This is a genomic window from Nocardioides zeae (genome assembly GCF_010686755.1).
Classification (GTDB): domain Bacteria; phylum Actinomycetota; class Actinomycetes; order Propionibacteriales; family Nocardioidaceae; genus Nocardioides; species Nocardioides zeae.
The window spans coordinates 1-18,169 of sequence record NZ_JAAGXA010000005.1 but is presented as its reverse complement, the minus strand read 5'-3'; the positions used below and the strand labels follow the sequence as shown (position 1 = coordinate 18,169).

The window sequence follows — 18,169 nt, the reverse complement described above, 5'->3', positions numbered from 1 at the left end:
GGGTGGGGGTGGAGCCGGGGACGGGGATCACGGGACGGGCACCTCTCGATGGGGGCGGGACGGGGGTACGGCGGGACTTCCGCCGGGAGCCGGGACCTGCGTTCCCGCCGCCGCGGCCGTCAGGCACAACGCGCTGGTGAGCGCGACGGCCAGCCCGGCGAGCACCAGCGCGAAGGGACCGCGCACGGACGGCGCCGCGACCACGACGGCGGCGAGGGGGACGAGGTGCAGCACGGCGCCGGCGACGTACCGCGGCGCCAGCCGAGCGCCGCTCGCGCGGTCGGCCACGACGGCCAGGTGGGTGGTGACGCCGACGACGGCGACCACGCCGAGCGCCGCCAGCGTGGCCGGCGACCACGTCACGCCGATCCAGGACGCCAGGCCGAGGCCCAGCAGCAGGTCGAGGGACGTCGCCGCCAGCACCACGGGCACCAGGCGGAGCGGGGCGGCGATGAGCCGCCGCCCCAGCAGCACGCCCCCCACCAGCGACAGCGCGAGCAGTCCCGCGCCGACCTGCCAGGCGCGGGTCGAGCCGGCGGCGTCGAAGCCACCGGTGGTGACGGGGCCCGTGACCACCGGTACGGCGCGGAGGGCGCCCGCGAGCTCGGCGCGCTCGACGTCCGAGAGCGTCGGCGTCGTCAGGATGACCGTGCTCTCGCCAGCGTCCCGCAACGAGGAGACCGCGACGCCCGCGTCGCGCGCCGCGTCGCGCACGGCACCCCGTGCATCGACGGGGTCGCCGCTCACGGTGACGAGGTGTTCCTCCCCGGCCGTGAAGGCGGGGTCGGAGGCGACGCCCCGCACCACGAGCCCGGCGATCGCCACGAGGGCGACGACCGCGAGCGCGGCCAGCACGAGCGGTGCCGGTCGCCCGGCGCGCGTGGGGCCTGGAGAGGGCGCCGGGGCCGGAGTCGCTCCCGCTCCGCCGGCGAGCAGCACGGCGCCGGAACGGACGAGCGTCCCGCCCGTGACCAGCGCAGCCAGCAGGACGGTGCCGACCGCGACGGCCACGTCGCCGACGAGGTCGCCGGCGGACGACCGGACGAGCCCCGCGCCGACGGCCCCGGCGGCGACGGGCGGCCACCAGCGTCGCCAGACCTCCGCGCCGGCGCGGGCCGCGGCCGCAGCCGGGGTGCGCCCCGGCAGCTCCCGCTCCTGCACGACGAGGATGCCGACCGCCAGCAGCGGCGCGACGCCCAGCGTGCCGAGCGTCGCCACGACGGCGGGAAGGGACAACGCCAGGCCGAGCACCTGGTCGGCCACGAGCAGCCCGGGAGCGGCCAGCGCCCCGGTGCCGACGACGGCCGCGACGGGGAGGACGGCCCGCCGCCGGACGAGCACGAACGCGGCGAGCACCGCACCGAGGAGCCCGAGGAGCGCGGCGGCCGCGGCGTGCGAGCCCTCGTCGCGGTCGAGGGTGGAGCCGAGCCGCACCACGGACGCCGAGCCGATGGCCGCCGGCAGCGCACCGTCCTGCACCCGGGCGGCGACCTCCGCCGCCGAGCGCTGGTCGAGCGTGGGATCGGCGACGGCGACGGCGTCACGCTCCGGCTCCGCGCTCGGCGCGCCGTCCGCCCCGCCCGCGCCGTCCGGGTCCGCCTCGCCGTCCCCGCCGTCCCCGCCGTCCGGCGCGGTGAGCAGGTCGATCCGGGCGTCCCCCACGGCGGCGAGGTCGGCGTCGAGCGTCACCGCGAGCACGCGGAGCGGTGGGCGCTCGTCCTCGTCCGGATCGCCCGCCCCCTCCGCCTGGTCGTCGTCGGGTCCGGAGGGCGCCGGCGCGTCCTCGGCCGCCACGGCGACGCGGTCCTCCGCGAGGGGCATCAGGTCCTCGACGGCAGCGGCGACCGTCCCGGCGGCGGCGGGCTCGAGGTCGAGGCCCACGGCCCAGGTGCCGTCGTCCAGCTCCGCGGCCGCGTCGTCCACGGCGGTACCGGTGACGAGCGCGGGGCCGAGCAGCAGGGGCACACCGGTGGGGTCACAGGCGAGGAGGGGACGTCGGGGATCGGCCTCCTGCTCCGCGAGCGCGGCGACGGCCGAGGGGTCGTCGCACCGCAGGGCCGCCAGCGCCGAGGACCAGGCACCGTCCGGGGCGAGGGTCCACCCCACCGCGGCGACGTCGGGCGTCGGCAGGTCGCCCGTCGGCACGGGGTCCGCGGCCCCGGACGGGGGCGGCGGCAGGCTCGGCAGCGACAGGCCGACGGCCGCCACCCCGCGGAGGGCCACCTGGTCGTTCGAGCGCAGGGCGTCGAGCACCCGCTCGTCGGGGCGTCCCGGGAGAGCGACGAGGTAGGGCCCGTCGCTCCCCCGCCGCACGGTCGCACCGGGGGCTCCGGCCGCGCGGGCGCGTGCCTGGAGCTCGGCGGCGGTCGCGTCGAGGTCCGCGTCGGAGGCGTCGGGGTCGGCCGGGGTCACGACGACCCGGGTGCCGGCCAGCACGTCGACGCCCCAGCGGGGCGTCCAGGTCGCCGTCAGGAGCAGGAGACCGACGGTCGTGAGGAGCAGCAGCGCGAAGAGGACGGCGCCACGGGAGCCGCGCGACGCGACCGCGGTCATCTCAGCTCTCGTCGGCCCGCTTGTCGAGGTCGACGACCGCGTCGGCGTCGGTCGGGCCGGCCGGCTCGTCCGTGGCCTCGGGGACCACGACGGCGACCGCACCGCGCACGACCTCGATGACCACGCCGGGCGCGATCTCCACCGAGACGTTGTCGCCGTGCTCGACGTCGACCAGCGTGCCGAAGACACCGCTCGTCAGCATGACGCACTGGCCTGCGGTGAGCGACCGCTGGAGCTCGACCTGCGCCTTCGCGCGGCGCTGCTGCGGGCGGATCAGCACCAGCCAGAAGAAGAAGACGATGACGACAAGGAACAGCAGCTCGTACACGAGAGAAGGGTCTCTTCCGATCGGCGACGTGGAGCCCGGGGGCTGCGGCGATCCTATCCGGAGCCCGTGCCGCGCCGCCGACCCGTCGGGCTCAGCCCTCGAACAGGGGGGCGTCGGCCGCGTCCGCCCAGGTCCCGGCGGGTGCCCGCAGGCCGAGGTGGGCCCAGGCGGCCGGGGTGGCGACGCGGCCCCGCGGCGTGCGCGCGAGGAGTCCCTGGCGCACCAGGAACGGTTCGGCCACCTCCTCGACGGTCTCGCGCTCCTCGCCGACGGCGACGGCGAGCGTCGACACGCCCACCGGCCCTCCGCCGAACCGCCGGCAGAGCGCATCGAGCACGGCACGGTCGAGGCGGTCGAGGCCGGAGGCGTCGACCTCGTAGAGGTCGAGCGCCGCCCGGGCCACCGCCCGGGTGACGACCCCGTCGGCGCGGACCTGCGCGTAGTCCCGCACCCGCCGGAGCAGCCGGTTGGCGATGCGCGGCGTGCCGCGGGAGCGCGAGGCGATCTCCGCCGTGCCGTCGAGCTCCACCTCGCACCCCAGCAGCCCGGCCGAGCGGCGGACGATGCGGTCGAGGTCGTCCGGCTCGTAGAACTCGAGGTGCGCCGTGAACCCGAACCGGTCGCGCAGCGGACCGGGGAGCAGGCCCGCCCGCGTCGTCGCTCCCACCAGGGTGAAGGGCGGGATCTCCAACGGGATGGCCGTGGCCCCCGGTCCCTTGCCGATGACGACGTCGACCCGGAAGTCCTCCATCGCCATGTAGAGCATCTCCTCCGCCGGGCGCGACATGCGGTGGATCTCGTCCACGAAGAGGACGTCGCCCTCGTTCATGCCGGACAGGATCGCGGCCAGGTCGCCGGCATGGGTGATCGCGGGGCCGCTGGTCAGGCGCAGCGGCGCCGACATCTCCGCCGCGATGATCATGGCGAGCGTCGTCTTGCCGAGGCCCGGCGGTCCCGACAGCAGCACGTGGTCGGGGGTGCGGCCCCGGCGGCGGGCCGCCTCGAGCACGAGACCGAGCTGCTCGCGCACCCGCACCTGCCCGACCACCTCGTCGAGGGTCCGCGGCCGCAGGGCGGCCTCGACCGCCCGCTCGTCGCCGTCCGCCTCCGCGGCGACCAGCGACCGCAGGTGCAGGTCCTCGGCGGCGGCGAGCTCGTCGTCGTAGGTCATCGGGGACCGCTCACGCCCGGCTCAGCGACTGCAGGGCGGCGCGGAGCAGGGCGCCGACGTCGGGGGTGTCGCCGGCCTGCGGGGCGACGCCCTCGACGGCCTTGTCCGCCTCCTTGGCGGTCCAGCCGAGACCGACGAGACCGCCGTGGACCTGCTCGCGCCAGCCCGCAGCCGGCGCCGTGGTGCCGTCGGGCAGGGCGGCAGAGGTGCCGGGCACGCCCACCTTGTCCTTCAGCTCGAGGATGATGCGCTGGGCGCCCTTCGGGCCGATGCCGGGCACGCGGGTGAGCGTCTTGACGTCCTCGTCGCGCACCGCGCGCCGCAGCTCGTCGGGCCGCAGCACGGCGACCATCGCCTGCGCGACCTTGGGCCCCACGCCCGACGCGGTCTGCACGAGCTGGAAGACCTGCTTCTCGTCCTCGTCGAGGAAGCCGAACAGCGTCAGCGAGTCCTCGCGCACGACGAGGCTGGAGGGCAGGGTGACCTGCTCGCCCCGCCGCAGCGTGGCGAGCGTGCCGGGCGTGCACTGCAGCTCCAGCCCGATCCCGCCGACGGCCACGACCGCCGTCGTCAGACCCACCGCGGCGACCTCGCCGCGCACGAACGCGATCATCGCTGCTTCCTCCCGCTCATGCCCTGCCTCCCGTGCGCGGCGACGGCCGCGGCGTACCTGTTGGGTGCGGTGCTCCCGAAGCCCGCGGCGGTCGCGGCGTCGAGCCGCTGCTGCGCCCCACCGCGCCAGATGTGCGTGATGGCGAGCGCCAGGGCGTCGGCCGCGTCGGCCGGCTTGGGCATCGCGTCGAGCCGCAGGATCCGGGTGACCATCGCACCCACCTGGGCCTTGTCGGCGCGGCCGCTGCCGGAGACGGCCGCCTTCACCTCGCTCGGCGTGTGGAGGGCGACGGTGATGCCGCGGCGCGCGGCGACCACCATCGCGATGCCGCTCGCCTGCGCCGTGCCCATCACGGTGCTCACGTCGGAACGGGCGAACACGCGCTCGATGGCGACCACGTCGGGCCGGTGCTCCTCGATCCACGCGTCGACGGCCCGCTCGATCGTGACGAGACGCTCCGGCACGGGGACGCTCGCCGACGTGCGGACCACGTTGACGTCGACGAGGGTCAGCGGACGCCCGAGCTGTCCCTCCACGACACCCACGCCGCACCGGGTCAGACCGGGGTCGATCCCCAGCACGCGCATGCCACTCTCCCTCGACGTCGAACGCCTGTTCTAGCGGTGCACGCTATCCGCCCCGGGCCCCGCCGTCGTCGGCGACGCGCCGGGCGGGCACCGGGGAGCGGGCTCCGACGGGTCAGGCGTCGACCTGCTCCATGACCTCGTCGGGGATGTCGGCGTTGGTGAAGACGTTCTGCACGTCGTCGAGGTCGTCGACGACGTCGACGAGGCGGAAGACCTTGCCGGCGGCCTCCGGCTCCGTGACCGGGATGTCCATCGTCGCGACGAACTGCACCTCGGCGGAGTCGTAGTCGATGCCCGCCTCCTGCAGCGCGGTGCGCACCGCGACCACGTCGCCGGGCTCCGACTGCACCTCGATGGTGTCGCCGTGGTCGGCGACCTCGTCGGCACCGGCGTCGAGGGTCACCTCGATGACCTCGTCCTCCGAGACCACCTTGCCGTCCTGCTCCTTGGCGACCACGACGACGCCGCGGCGCTGGAAGAGCCGCGACACCGAGCCGGGGTCGGCCATGGTGCCGCCGTTGCGCGTGACCGCCGTGCGGACCTCCATCGCGGCGCGGTTGCGGTTGTCGGTGAGGCACTCGACGAGCAGCGCCACGCCCTGCGGGCCGTACACCTCGTACATGATCGTCTCGTAGTCGACGCCGCCGCCGTCGAGACCGCCACCGCGCTTGACCGCGGCGTCGATGTTCTTGTTGGGGACCGACTGCTTCTTCGCCTTCTGCACGGCGTCGTAGAGCGTCGGGTTGCCGCCGAGGTCGGGGCCGCCCATCTTGGCCGCGATCTCGATGTTCTTGATGAGCTTGGCGAACAGCTTGCCGCGCTTGGCGTCGATCGCGGCCTTCTTGTGCTTCGTGGTCGCCCACTTGGAGTGGCCGGACATGCGCTACCTCTTCTTCTCAGCTGCCTCGAGCGGCGCTCGCCGCCTCGTCGATCACGTCCAGGAGCAGGCGGTGCACCACCGACCCGCCGCCCGCCCCGATCTCGGGGTGGAACGACGTCGCGAGCACGGCGCCCTGCCGGACCGCGACGATCCTACCTGCGGCGTCGCCCTGCGCCGGGGACCCCTCGACCCGCCCGAGCACCTCGACCCCCGGCCCGACGGACTCCACCCAGGGCGCCCGGATGAAGACGCCCGGCACCGGCACCTCCGCGCCGCGGAGCCGGATCGGCGTCTCGAACGAGTCGACCTGCCGTCCGAACGCGTTGCGGCGGACCGTCACGTCGAGGCCGCCCACCGTCTCGCTGCCGTCCTGCTGGGCCGGGGTGCCGTCGAGCACCCGGTCGGCCAGCAGCACCATCCCGGCGCACGTGCCGAGCACCGGGCGGTCGGCCGCGACGTACGCGCGCAGCGGAGCGAGCAGGTCGAAGTGCCGCGCCAGGCGGCCGATGGTCGTCGACTCCCCGCCGGGCAGCACGAGGCCGTCGCAGCGGTCGAGCTCCGCGGGCCGGCGCACCGGACCCGCGGCGGCACCGAGCGCCGTGAGGGCGGCGACGTGCTCCCGCACGTCCCCCTGGAGGGCGAGGACACCGACGTACGGCGCGGTGGGGCGGGACACGAGGGCCGACGGTAGCGGCTGGTCCGGACGCCGGCACGTCTGCTCTCCAGGTGAGACGCTCAGCCCGCCCGGAGCGTGACCACCACGACCTCGGGCGGAGCCGCCACGCGCACGGGCGGCCCCCAGGCCCCGGCCCCGCGACTCGTCACGACCTGCACGCCCTCCACCTCGTCGACGCCGGCCAGGGTGGGCTGGTCGAGCCGCACCAGGTAGCCGAACGGCCACAGCTGGCCGCCGTGCGTGTGGCCCGACATCTGGACGTCGATCCCGCGGCCCACCTCGACCTGCGCGGGCTCGTGCGCGACGTACAGGATCGCGTCGTCGGGGCTCGTGCCCGCCAGCGCCGCGTCGGGGTCCGGCGCGTCCTCGCCCTCGCCGACGGCGTCGTGCACCCCGGCCACGACGAGCCGGGCGCCGTCCCGCTCGACGACGACGTTCTCGTTGCGGAGGGCCGTGATGCCGAGGCCGTCGAGACGCGCCATCACCTCGTCGGCGTCGCCGTTGATGAACTCGTGGTTGCCCGTCACCGCCACGACCCCGTACGGCGCGTCCAGCTCCCCGAGGGGATCGAGGTAGGCGCCGACGTGGCGCTCGGGGCCGTCGCTGTAGTCGCCGCCGAGGACGACCAGGTCGGGGTCGGCCGCCTGGACGCCGTCGACCACGGACGCGACGAAGTCGGCGTCGCGCACGGGGCCGACGTGCAGGTCGGTGACCAGCGCGACCCGCAGGCCGTCGAGACCGGGGTCGAGGTCGTCGACCGTCACCTCGACCTCGCTCGTGCGCACGTCGGCGGCCTCCCCCAGGCCGTAGCCGGTCACGCCGAGCGCCGCGACGAGGGCTCCGACGGCTCCCACCCGCGCGACCGCGTCGCGCCACGTCGGCCGGCGGACCAGGCGCAGCACGCCGCAGACGAGGGCCACGAGCACGAGCCCGAGGGTCAGGTACCAGACCACCGACACCCAGGTCAGGCCCAGCCAGAGCAACGGACGCCACGGCGCCGGGTCGACCAGGCGCTGCAGCACCTCGGCGACGACGAGGAGCACCGTGCCCAGCACCACGAACGCAGCAGCCCCGCGCCGCACCCACCGTGCGGCGGACGCGGGCAGCACCTCCCCCCAGCGCGGAGCGACCGCGAGGCGTCGGACGAGCCAGACGACCCAGCCGACGAGGAGGGCGAGGAAGACGAGGAGGCCGAGCCAGATCACCCGGAGATCCTCGCGGACGTCACCAACCGCGCTCGGCGAGGCGGTGGGGCTGGGGGATCTCGTCGACGTTGATCCCGACCATCGCCTCACCCAGACCGCGCGACACCTTCGCGACCACGTCGGGGTCGTCGAAGAAGGTCGTCGCCTTGACGATCGCCTCGGCGCGCTGCGCCGGGTTGCCCGACTTGAAGATGCCCGAGCCGACGAACACGCCCTCGGCGCCGAGCTGCATCATCATCGCCGCGTCGGCCGGGGTCGCGATCCCGCCGGCGGTGAACAGCACCACCGGCAGCGTGCCGCTCGCCGCGACCTCCGCCACGAGCTCGTACGGCGCCTGGAGCTCCTTCGCCGCGACGTACAGCTCGTCCGGGCTCAGCGCACCCAGCCGACGGATCTCCCCGCCGATCGTGCGCATGTGCATCACGGCGTTCGACACGTCGCCCGTGCCGGCCTCGCCCTTGGAGCGGATCATCGCCGCGCCCTCGGTGATGCGCCGCAGCGCCTCGCCCAGGTTCGTCGCCCCGCAGACGAACGGCACCGTGAACTGCCACTTGTCGATGTGGTTCGCGTAGTCGGCGGGCGTCAGCACCTCCGACTCGTCGATGTAGTCGACCCCCAGGGACTGCAGCACCTGCGCCTCGGCGAAGTGGCCGATCCGGGCCTTGGCCATCACCGGGATCGAGACCGCGGCGATGATCCCCTCGACCATGTCCGGGTCGCTCATCCGCGAGACCCCGCCCTGGGCGCGGATGTCGGCGGGCACGCGCTCCAGGGCCATCACCGCGACCGCGCCGGCGTCCTCGGCGATCCTCGCCTGCTCGGGCGTGACCACGTCCATGATCACGCCGCCCTTGAGCATCTCCGCCATCCCGCGCTTCACCCGGGAGGTGCCGGTGGCCGAGGACCCGCTCGCGGGGGTGGTGCTGTTCTCCGTGCTCGTCATGGGCGGCACCCTAGGGCCGGGGCGGGACGGAGCCGGTCGGCGCCCGTCCCTCGGACCGACGCCACGGCACGGTGCGCGCATGCCGCACCCGCGCGAGCCCCTCGCGCTCCTGCCGCTCGGCCGCCACGCGCACCACCTCCGCGATGGCGTCGCGGTCGACCAGGCGACGCCGCGGACGGCCGTGCTCGGCCCCCCACGCCCGCTCGTAGGAGTCGACGGCGCGCCAGCCCGCGAGGTCGAGCGCGCCCGGTACCCGCCGGCGCACGAGCGCCGCGAACGAGGTCGGCGCCCCGGCCGGCGCGGGCAGCAGCCCCGTGTTGAAGTCGTCGACGAGGTGGGCGACCGTCTCCTCGGCGTCGCTCTTGTTGGTGCCGATGAAACCGGACGGGCCGCGCTTGATCCACCCCGCGACGTACGTCGCCGGGACCGGGGCACCCGCGGCGTCCACGACGCGGCCGGCGACGTTGGGGATCGTCGCCGACACCTCGTCGAAGGGGACTCCGGCGACGGGCCGGCCGCGGTAGCCGACCGAGCGGAGCACGAGACCGGCGTCGAGCACCGTCGTGCGGTCGGTGGCGACAGCGCGCACCGTGCCGTCGGCGTCGACGACGAGGTCGTTCTCGACGAGCTCGAGCCCCTCCACGACGCCCTCGCCGAGCACGCGGGCGGGCGACGCGCCGAACCGCAGCACGACCCGACGCCGGCCGCCGCCGCGCGGCGCGGGGAGCTTCTCGAGCACTCGCAGCTTCTGCTCGAGCAGGCGGTCCAGCGTGCCGTCGGCCCGGCGACGCTCCGTCTCCTCGTCGAGCCGCAGACCGCCCTCGACCACCAGGTCGATGTCGTCGCGCATGGCGAGACCGGTCAGCTCGGGCAGCGTGCACGCCGCCTGCGCGGCCCCGCGCCGCGCCACCAGCACGACCTCCCGCACGGCGCTCGTCCGCAGCGCGGCGAGGGCGTGGTCGGCGATGTCGGTGCCGGCCAGGCGCTCCGGGTCGGTGGCGAGGATGCGCGCCACGTCGAGCGCCACGTTGCCGTTGCCCACGACGACGACGCGCTCCGCGTCCAGCGGCACGTCGAGCGTGGTGTGGTCGGGGTGCCCGTTGTACCAGGCCACGAACGAGGTCGCCGTGCCGCTCCCGGCGAGGTCCTCCCCCGGGATCCCGAGGCGTCGGTCGAGGGACGCGCCCGTGGCGTAGAGCACCGCGTGGTGGTGGGCCGCGAGGTCCTCGTGGGTCAGGTCGGTGCCCACCTCGGCGCCGAGCACGTAGGCGAAGCCCTCCTGGCGCTCGATCTCCCGGAAGAGCCCGATCACCTCGCGCGTGTCCGGGTGGTCGGGGGCGACCCCGGCCCGCGCCAGCCCGTACGGCGTCGGGAGGCGGTCCACGACGGTGACCCGGGCGCCCTCCTGCTTGAGCACCTCGTCCGCGGCGTACAGCGCCGCCGGTCCGGAGCCGACGATCGCGACCCGCAGGCCGCCCCGTGCGGGGTCCGTGCGGGCGATCTTCCGCAGCGGAGCCTGGACCGGCCGCGGTGCCGGCGGCGTGTGGAACAGCTGGTTGATCTCGAGGAACGGCAGCTCGGCGTCGGTGAGCTTCGTGTGGGGCTTGATCGCCCCGACCGGGCAGGCGGAGACGCAGGCCCCGCAGTCGACGCAGGCGACCGGGTCGACGTAGAGCATCTCGGCCGTGGCGAAGTCCGGCTCGTCGGGGGTGGGGTGGATGCAGTTGACCGGGCACGCGAAGACGCAGGAGGCGTCGCCGCAGCAGGAACGGGTCACGACGTGGGGCATGGGGTTCTCCGGCCTCGGGAGCGGGACGCGGCGACGCCGACGACGGTCGGCGCCGCCGCGGACCGGGGCGTGTGGGGAGGTCGTGCGGGACGGCTCAGGCGAACTTCACGGCCGGCTCGCTGCGGTAGCGCGAGGGGCGGCCGTCGATGCCGAGCGCGCGCCAGACACGGCGCGAGAGGCGGGTCATGAGGCCGGACTCCTCGGCGAGCATCCGCACGTCGGAGAACAGCTCGCTGAGGAACTCCTTCGACTCCGCCGACTCCCAGAACAGCTCGTCGATGACCTCGTCGGGGATCGCGAACTCCTGCTGGAACTCCTTGACCGGCACCAGGATCGCGTCGCCGAGGACCCGCATGATGACCGGGAACGCCAGCGAGACGAGGAAGCGGTCCACGGGGCCGACGCGGGGGGCGTTGCGCTTGACGTACTCGTGCGCGAAGGAGATGTGGCGCGCCTCCTCGGCGACGTGGATCTGCATGATGCGCTTGATCATGGGGTGGACCTCGACGCCCTCGCGGAGGAGCGCCTTCTGCGTGTGGTCGATCGGCTCCTCGCCGGCGAGCACGCCGATGAAGAACGCGAGCGGCACCTTGCTCGCGGCCAGCGGGAGCGCCCACGCCACGGCGCGGAGCCACCGCGGCATGCCGGGGGCGTCGACGCCCATCCGGTTCACGCCCTCCTGGAACATCTGCGTGTGGTGGCACTCCTCGGTCGCCTCGTGCGTGAGGTACCGGTACTCCTTCGAGCCGTTCTCGGCGGTGAAGACGTACTGCATGATCCCGCGGATGAGGATGTTCTCGAACTGGAGGCCGACCTTGAAGATGTTGGCGTAGCGCCACTGGCCGACGCGGATCTGCTCCTCGAGCGGCAGCGCCTTGTACCACGGGTGGCGGCCGACCGGGTCGACGTCGGGGAGCACCCACCGCGGGTCGTCGGCGCGCACCTCGAAGTCGGGGTGGTCCCAGTCGATGTCCGCGAAGGCGTCGAAGTGGCGCTCGACCGAGGCGACCGAGAGCCGGTGCAGCACCTCGTCGTACTCCGCGTCGGTCAGGCCCTCGGGCACCTCCGGCTCGTTCCAGTCGATGAGCTCGAGCCGGGAACGCGGCTGGGTGGTGTCGGCGGCGCCGACACCGTCGACCTCGTGCAGCTCGTGGGCCTGGGCGGACATGGTGCCCTCCTCGTCGTCGCGGACCGCGTCGGGGACCGGCGCGGGGGTGGCGGAGAACCACCCGGTCGCACCAGCCTGCGTCGCGCTCAGGACGATGTCAAGGGTTATGTAACATTCAGAGTGTCACGTTCGGTCGGAGGTGGGTTCACGCACCTTCGGCGGCTGCGTCGTGCTCCGCCATCGCCTGCTGGCGCACCACCCAGATGCGCTGCACGACCGTGACCGTGCTCGCCGCCGCCAGGGCCCACAAGGTGACCTGCTGCAGGATCGGCAGGTCGAACAGCGCCCCGAGACCCGTCATGACGAGGATCGAGACGAGACGGTCGCTGCGCTCCGCGATGCCGACCTTCGCCTGGTAGCCGAGGCCCTCGGCGCGCGCCCGGGCGTAGGAGGTCACGCTGCCCATGACGAGGCAGACGAGGCTGAGCACGAGGTAGAGGTCGGAGTCGCCGGGCCCGGCCCAGTAGAGGGCGAGGCCGGCGAAGATCGCACCGTCCCCGATGCGGTCCAGCGTCGAGTCGAGGAACGCGCCGAACTTGCTGGTGCGGCCCGTCTCGCGGGCCATGAACCCGTCGATGAGGTCGGAGAACACGAAGGCCGTGATGAACAGGACGCCGGCCAGCAGGTGCCCCTGCGGGAAGAAGACCAGCGCACCGGCGCAGACCCCCAGGGTGCCGACGAGGGTGACGGCATCGGGGCTGACCCCGCAGCGGATGAGGAAACGGGCGACGGGCGAGAGGAGGCGGGTCCAGAACCCGCGGAAGCGCTCGAGCATGGTGGTGGCAGGTTAGGCCATCACCGCCGCCGGTCCGTTACCCGTCGGCCCCGCCCACCAGGGCCGCGCAGGCCTCGGCGACCGCCGTGGGCGCCCCCGCGGCGTACCACTCCAGGCCCTCGTGGCGGACCCGCTGCGTCGTGCCGCCGGCGCCCCGCACGAGGGCGGCGCCGGGGAGCTCGTCCCAGGGGGGCACGGAGTGCTGGAGCACCAGCCCGACCTGGCCCTGCGCGACCGCGGTGGCGTCCATGCTGCCGGAGCCGAGCATGCGGACCGCGGCGGCGCTGCCCGCGGCCCGGTAGAAGGCCGCGCCCGCGCGGGCCACCAGGTCGCCGGGAGCGAAGTAGGTGGCCATGCTGGTGCGCGCGAGCGGTACGTCGCGGAGCGGCCCGATCGGCACACCGTCGCGCGTGCTGGGCAGGCCCGGGCCACCGAGGTGGAGGGCGTCGTCGTGGGGGTGGTAGATCGCGCCGAGCACCAGCTCGTCCCCGTCCAGGAGAGCGACCGCCGAGCACCACCAGGTGAGGCCCGAGAGGAAGTTGTAGGTGCCGTCCACCGGGTCGACCACCCAGCGCCGGCCGCTGGTGCCGGGCTCGTCGACGCCCTCCTCCCCCAGGACGCCGTCGGCCGGGCGCTCCTCGGACAACCTGCGGGCCACGAGCTCCTCCGCCGCCCGGTCGGCCGCCGTCACGACGTCGGACACCGAGGTCTTCTGCTCGACGCCGAGCCCCTCGACGCCCTCGGCGCGCATGCGGGCCGCGAGCGTGCCGGCCTCCCGCACGAGGGCCCCGGCCAGCCGGACGTCGTCGGGGTCGGGCACGCCGCTCACGCCCGCCACGCCCCACGGATCAGGTCACGGGTGTCCCCCAGCAGCTGCGGCAGCGTCTTCGTGCCGGCCAGGACCGTCATGAAGTTCGCGTCGCCCGACCACCGCGGCACGACGTGCTGGTGGAGGTGGGCGGCCAGGGAGCCGCCCGCCGCGGAGCCCAGGTTGAGCCCCACGTTGAACGCGTCGGGGGTCGCCACCGCGCGGATCGCGCGGATCGCCGACTTCGTCATCGCGGCGACCTCCCTGGTCTCGTCGTCGGTGAGGTCCACGTAGTCGGCCACGTGGCGCCGCGGCAGCACCATGAGGTGGCCCGGATTGTAGGGGTAGAGGTTGAGCACCGCGAACGCGGTCTCCCCCTCGGCGACCACCAGGTCCGGGCCCGTCGCCGTGCCGGCCACCATGCGGCAGAACGGGCAGCCCGCGGGCTCGGTGGTCGGGGGCGCCTCCTCGGCCGATGCGTCGGGTGCGCCCGCGGCCGGTCCGCCGGCGGCGATGTAGGCCATCCGGTAGGGCGTGTAGAGCCGCATCAACCCGTCGGGGTCGGTCACGCGTCCTCCTGCGTCGGTCACGGTCGGTCTGCGGGTGTCGATCGGGTCAGTACTGGTGGAACCAGCGGTCGAGCTCGGCGGCCACGCCGGGGCAGGTGACGTTCTGGTCGCGGTCGGCCTCCACCCACTGGCCGAGCACCGCGGGCCCGCCCTGGACGGACCAGTCCGCTCCGCAGCGGTCGAGCGCCTCCTGCCGCGACGTGTGGCCTGCGGCGCGCCACTCCGGCACCCCGAGGGCGAGGTCGCCGACGACCTGCTCCCACAGGTACGGCGTCGAGTAGACCCCGATCGCGTAGCCGGCGTCCGTGTACGCCCGGGCCACGCCCTCGACGACGGCGGCGTTGGCGACGGGGTCGTCGCTCCACTCGAAGTCGGGCACCGGCTCGACGTCGATCCACACCACGGGGGTCGCGAACCCGGCGTCGCGCAGGGACGCCACGTTGAACCGGCCCTGCGCGTAACCGGTGTTGCGCAGCCGGTCGAGCTCCGCTCCCCCGGTCCACGGACCCGCGGCGCCGTGCGCGGCGAGCGTGGCGTCGTCGGGGAAGCTCGCGACCGCGTACGCCGCGCCGAGCAGGTGCCGGTCGGCCACCCAGGAGAGCTGGTCGGCGAGGCACGGGTTCGCGTGGAAGCCGGGGCCGTTCGTCAGCCCGACGACGACGTACTCCGCCGCGTCGAGCGGCATCGGCATCCCGAGGGTGCGCTTCTCGGGGATGCCCATCCCGCGCGGGCACTGCGGCCAGGAGATGTCACCGCCGAGCACGGCCTCGGCCGGGTCGCGTGCCGGGTCGCGTGCCGGGGTCGGGCTCGCCGTCGTAGACGGCACCTCGCCCGCGGCGCCCTCGGCCAGGCGGGCCAGGTCGCCCCGGGGATCGGCCGTGGCCGTGCCCGGACCCCCGGACGTCGCGGACGCGCCCTCCGTCGGGTCGTCCGCCCGCGACGTACCGCCGTCGGCGCAGCCGGCGAGGAGGCCGAGCAGCAGCACGGCACCCAGCCACGACCGGCCGAGCGTCCGTCGTGCCACTGCTGCCCTCCTCGCCGGCCCGTGCCTCAGACCTGGGTGCGGGCCGCGACCGCGTCCACGACCCGCTGGATCGCGTCGTCGAGCGGCACGCCGTTGTCCTGGTCGCCGTTGCGGTAGCGGAACGACACCGCGCCCGCCTCGACGTCCGCGTCGCCCACGATGACCATGAAGGGCACCTTCTGCAGCTGCGCGTTGCGGATCTTCTTCTGCATCCGGTCGTCGGAGTCGTCCACCTCGACGCGGATGCCGGCGGCCTTGAGGCGCTTGGCCACGTCGTACAGGTAGTCGACGTGACGCTCGGCGACCGGGATCGCCTGCACCTGGACCGGGGCGAGCCAGGGCGGGAAGGCGCCGGCGTAGTGCTCCACCAGCACGCCGAGGAACCGCTCGATCGAGCCGAACTTCGCGGCGTGGATCATCACCGGCTGCTGCTTCGACCCGTCGGACGAGGTGTAGGTCAGGTCGAAGCCCTGGGGCTGGTTGAAGTCGTACTGCACCGTGCCCATCTGCCAGGTGCGGCCGATGGCGTCCTGCGCCTGGATGGAGATCTTCGGGCCGTAGAACGCGGCGCCACCGGGGTCGGGGACGAGCTGCAGACCCGACTCGGTCGCGACGCGCTCGAGCACCGACGTCGCGGTCTCCCACTGCTCCGGGGTGCCGACGAACTTCTCCGGCTTCGACTCGTCACGCGTCGAGAGCTCGAGGTAGAAGTCCTCCAGCCCGAAGTCGCGCAGCACGCCCAGCATGAAGTCGAGGAGGTGCTTGACCTCCGCCGGCGCCTGCTCGGGGGTGCAGTAGGAGTGCGAGTCGTCCTGCGCGAAGCCGCGCACGCGGGTGAGGCCGTGGATGACGCCCGACTTCTCGTAGCGGTAGACGTGCCCGAACTCGAACAGCCGCAGCGGCAGCTCGCGGTAGGACCGTCCGCGCGAGCGGAAGATCAGGTTGTGCATCGGGCAGTTCATGGCCTTGAGGTAGTAGTTCTCGCCCTCGAACTCCATGGGCGGGAACATGCCGTCGGCGTAGTAGGGCAGGTGGCCCGACAGGTGGAACGTGCCCTCCTTCGAGATGTGGGGGGTGCCCACGTACTCGAAGCCCTCCTCGACGTGGCGCTGGCGGACGTAGTCCTCCATCGCGCGCTTGATGACGCCGCCCTTGGGGTGGAAGACGGGCAGGCCCGAGCCGATCTCGTCGGGGAAGCTGAAGAGGTCGAGCTCGCGGCCCAGCTTGCGGTGGTCGCGGCGCTCCGCCTCCTCGAGGCGGTGCAGGTGGGCCTCGAGGGCCTCCTTGCTCTCCCACGCGGTGCCGTAGACGCGCTGCAGCTGCTTGTTCTTCTCGTTGCCCCGCCAGTACGCCGCGGCCGAGCGCATCAGCTTGAACGCCGGGATGCGCTTGGTGGTCGGCAGGTGGGGGCCGCGGCAGAGGTCCTTCCAGACCACGTCGCCGCTGCGACCGATGTTGTCGTAGATCGTCAGCTCGGCGCCGCCGACCTCGACGCTCGCTCCCTCGGCGGCGTCCTCGGCCGCTCCCCCGCCCTTGAGCGCGATGAGCTCCAGCTTGTAGGGCTCGTCCTGCAGCTCGGTGAGGGCGTCGGCGTCGGTGGTGACGCGACGGGAGAACCGCTGGTTCTCCTTGACGATCTTCCGCATCCGCGACTCGATCTTCTCGAGGTCCGCCGGGGTGAACGGGGTCTCGACGTCGAAGTCGTAGTAGAACCCGTCGCGGATCGGCGGACCGATGCCGAGCTTGGCCTCGGGGAACAGCTGCTGGACCGCCTGGGCGAGCACGTGGGCGGTCGAGTGCCGCAGGATGTCGAGACCGTCCTGGCTGGAGATCTCGACGGCCTCGACCTCGTCGCCGTCCGCGAGCTCGTGGGCGAGGTCCTTCAGCTGGCCGGCCACCCGGGCCGCGATGACGTCGGGCTGCTCGGCGAAGAGCTCCCACGCCTTGGTGCCCGTCGTGACCCTCCGCTCCTCACGCTCGTCGGCGTGGATGCGGGTGATCAGGATGTCGGGCACCGGGGGGCTCCTCGGGGGTTGGCTGCACATGTGGGTGGGACGGTTCTACCGACCGAGCGCGATGCTATCGGTCGGACGCTCCCGGCCTCGCGTCGGTTTCCAGGGTCACCCGGCCGGGCCGTAGGTTCGCGGCCGTGGACGCACCCGAGCAGCAGCCTGCCGACGTGGTCTGCGCGCACTGCGGCCGGCCTCTCGACCTCGGTTCGCCCGACACGACGCGGCTCGCGCTCCTGCGCGACTGGGTCGGCTACGGCGGACCGGAGTGGGACGAGGCCGGCGAGCACGTGCCCCGTGAGGGCGAATGGAGGATCCGGTGCGTGCGCCCGTTCTGCGACGCGGACCACGCGCGCACCTGGATGGCGGAGGGCCATCCGCTGCCTGAGGAGTGGGATCGGCTCGAGCCGCCGCCCGAGTCCTCGGACCTGGGTTGCATGCTCGGCTGCGCCGCCGTGCTCCTCGTGGTGGCGTGCCTGCTGGTCCTCGGCGCCGCCGAGGCGTGGCGGATCTTCTTCTGACACGACAACGTGGTGGTTCGGTGAGCAGACGGGTGCTCAGCGAACCACCGCACCATCACCAGCGCGTCGCCGAGAGCGGCTGAGGCGGGTACGTCGCGCCCCCGGGGTCGACCGGGGTCGACCGGGGTCGACCTAGGTCGCTCGGGGACGCCTGGGGACGCCTGGGGACGCCCGGGGACGCCCGGGGTCGTTCGGGAAAGGAAAACGCGGACGCGGAGAAGAAGAATGCGCGCGGCCTCTCGCGTGGGGGATGAAAGTGCGCGGCGGCTCGCGGCCGGAGAAGGAAAACGCGGACCTTCAGGGCGTTCCATCGGCGTGTCGCGGGGGCCGATCCCGCACTCTTCTCGTGCGCTCCCGAGCCGATCCCGAGCCTGTCCGCGTTTTCTTTCCCCGAGGACCAGCGCCACCCGGGCCGATCCGCGTTTTCGGGCTCTTGTGACTGATCCGTGGGTTATCGGCGGCCGGGGAGGGTGGGGCGGTGTCCTGCGAGGTTGAGCATGGCGAGGGCGATGAGTGCGTGGGGTGAGCGGAAGCCGAAGGCGGTTCTGGT

General features: G+C 74.1%; 17 protein-coding genes. 1 reads left to right on the top strand and 16 read right to left on the bottom strand.

Going from position 1 to position 18,169, the window contains the following annotated elements; all coding sequences use genetic code 11:
• Window positions 1-27 precede the first annotated feature (27 nt).
• The 16 genes from G3T38_RS08240 to thrS all read right to left on the bottom strand — a co-directional run bounded on the left by G3T38_RS08240 (window position 28) and on the right by thrS (window position 17,134).
• Complete coding sequence (locus G3T38_RS08240) at window positions 28-2,553, bottom strand: thioesterase domain-containing protein (RefSeq protein ID WP_163771823.1); 2,526 nt, start codon at window positions 2,551-2,553, stop codon at window positions 28-30.
• Window position 2,554: 1 nt separating this feature from the next.
• Window positions 2,555-2,881 carry a preprotein translocase subunit YajC gene (yajC, locus tag G3T38_RS08235; protein ID WP_163771822.1) on the bottom strand — a complete coding sequence of 109 codons (327 nt, stop codon included), beginning with the start codon at window positions 2,879-2,881 and terminating at the stop codon, window positions 2,555-2,557.
• Between the two features lie 91 nt (window positions 2,882-2,972).
• Window positions 2,973-4,052 carry a Holliday junction branch migration DNA helicase RuvB gene (gene ruvB / locus G3T38_RS08230; protein ID WP_163771821.1) on the bottom strand — a complete coding sequence of 360 codons (1,080 nt, stop codon included), beginning with the start codon at window positions 4,050-4,052 and terminating at the stop codon, window positions 2,973-2,975.
• Between the two features lie 10 nt (window positions 4,053-4,062).
• Window positions 4,063-4,665 (bottom strand): Holliday junction branch migration protein RuvA, encoded by a 603-nt coding sequence (ruvA, locus tag G3T38_RS08225; RefSeq protein ID WP_163771820.1) that lies wholly within the window; start codon window positions 4,663-4,665, stop codon window positions 4,063-4,065.
• Window positions 4,662-5,252, bottom strand: a complete 591-nt coding sequence (gene ruvC / locus G3T38_RS08220; RefSeq protein WP_163771819.1) for a crossover junction endodeoxyribonuclease RuvC — start codon at window positions 5,250-5,252, stop codon at window positions 4,662-4,664. The genes ruvA and ruvC overlap by 4 nt, the downstream gene beginning before the upstream one ends.
• A gap of 112 nt (window positions 5,253-5,364) precedes the next feature.
• The gene (locus G3T38_RS08215; RefSeq protein WP_163771818.1) at window positions 5,365-6,132 is read right to left on the bottom strand and encodes a YebC/PmpR family DNA-binding transcriptional regulator; all 768 of its coding nucleotides are present in this window, start codon (window positions 6,130-6,132) and stop codon (window positions 5,365-5,367) included.
• A 16-nt stretch (window positions 6,133-6,148) separates the two neighbouring features.
• Entirely contained in the window at window positions 6,149-6,808 is a 660-nt protein-coding gene (pdxT, locus tag G3T38_RS08210) for a pyridoxal 5'-phosphate synthase glutaminase subunit PdxT (RefSeq protein ID WP_163771817.1), read from the bottom strand.
• A gap of 59 nt (window positions 6,809-6,867) precedes the next feature.
• On the bottom strand, window positions 6,868-8,013 hold the full coding sequence (locus tag G3T38_RS08205; RefSeq protein WP_206675832.1) for a metallophosphoesterase: 1,146 nt from the start codon (window positions 8,011-8,013) through the stop codon (window positions 6,868-6,870).
• Window positions 8,014-8,032: 19 nt separating this feature from the next.
• Window positions 8,033-8,956: a pyridoxal 5'-phosphate synthase lyase subunit PdxS gene (pdxS, locus tag G3T38_RS08200; protein ID WP_163771816.1), complete on the bottom strand. Its 924-nt coding sequence runs from the start codon at window positions 8,954-8,956 to the stop codon at window positions 8,033-8,035.
• Between the two features lie 10 nt (window positions 8,957-8,966).
• Window positions 8,967-10,745 (bottom strand): FAD-dependent oxidoreductase, encoded by a 1,779-nt coding sequence (locus tag G3T38_RS08195; RefSeq protein WP_163771815.1) that lies wholly within the window; start codon window positions 10,743-10,745, stop codon window positions 8,967-8,969.
• A gap of 94 nt (window positions 10,746-10,839) precedes the next feature.
• Window positions 10,840-11,913, bottom strand: a complete 1,074-nt coding sequence (locus tag G3T38_RS08190; RefSeq protein WP_163771814.1) for an AurF N-oxygenase family protein — start codon at window positions 11,911-11,913, stop codon at window positions 10,840-10,842.
• Window positions 11,914-12,058: 145 nt separating this feature from the next.
• Window positions 12,059-12,688: a phosphatidylinositol phosphate synthase gene (pgsA, locus tag G3T38_RS08185; RefSeq protein ID WP_163771813.1), complete on the bottom strand. Its 630-nt coding sequence runs from the start codon at window positions 12,686-12,688 to the stop codon at window positions 12,059-12,061.
• Window positions 12,689-12,725: 37 nt separating this feature from the next.
• Entirely contained in the window at window positions 12,726-13,517 is a 792-nt protein-coding gene (locus G3T38_RS08180) for an inositol monophosphatase family protein (RefSeq protein WP_338037533.1), read from the bottom strand.
• Window positions 13,514-14,065, bottom strand: a complete 552-nt coding sequence (locus G3T38_RS08175; protein ID WP_338037532.1) for an HIT family protein — start codon at window positions 14,063-14,065, stop codon at window positions 13,514-13,516. Before G3T38_RS08175 ends, G3T38_RS08180 begins: the two co-directional genes overlap by 4 nt.
• Window positions 14,066-14,111: 46 nt before the next feature.
• Window positions 14,112-15,089 carry a glycoside hydrolase family 25 domain-containing protein gene (locus G3T38_RS08170; protein WP_163771811.1) on the bottom strand — a complete coding sequence of 326 codons (978 nt, stop codon included), beginning with the start codon at window positions 15,087-15,089 and terminating at the stop codon, window positions 14,112-14,114.
• A gap of 26 nt (window positions 15,090-15,115) precedes the next feature.
• Entirely contained in the window at window positions 15,116-17,134 is a 2,019-nt protein-coding gene (thrS, locus tag G3T38_RS08165) for a threonine--tRNA ligase (RefSeq protein WP_163771809.1), read from the bottom strand.
• Window positions 17,135-17,238: 104 nt separating this feature from the next.
• Between thrS and G3T38_RS08160 the strand changes: the two genes are divergently transcribed.
• The gene (locus tag G3T38_RS08160; RefSeq protein WP_163771808.1) at window positions 17,239-17,619 is read left to right on the top strand and encodes a hypothetical protein; all 381 of its coding nucleotides are present in this window, start codon (window positions 17,239-17,241) and stop codon (window positions 17,617-17,619) included.
• Window positions 17,620-18,169: the final 550 nt, after the last annotated feature.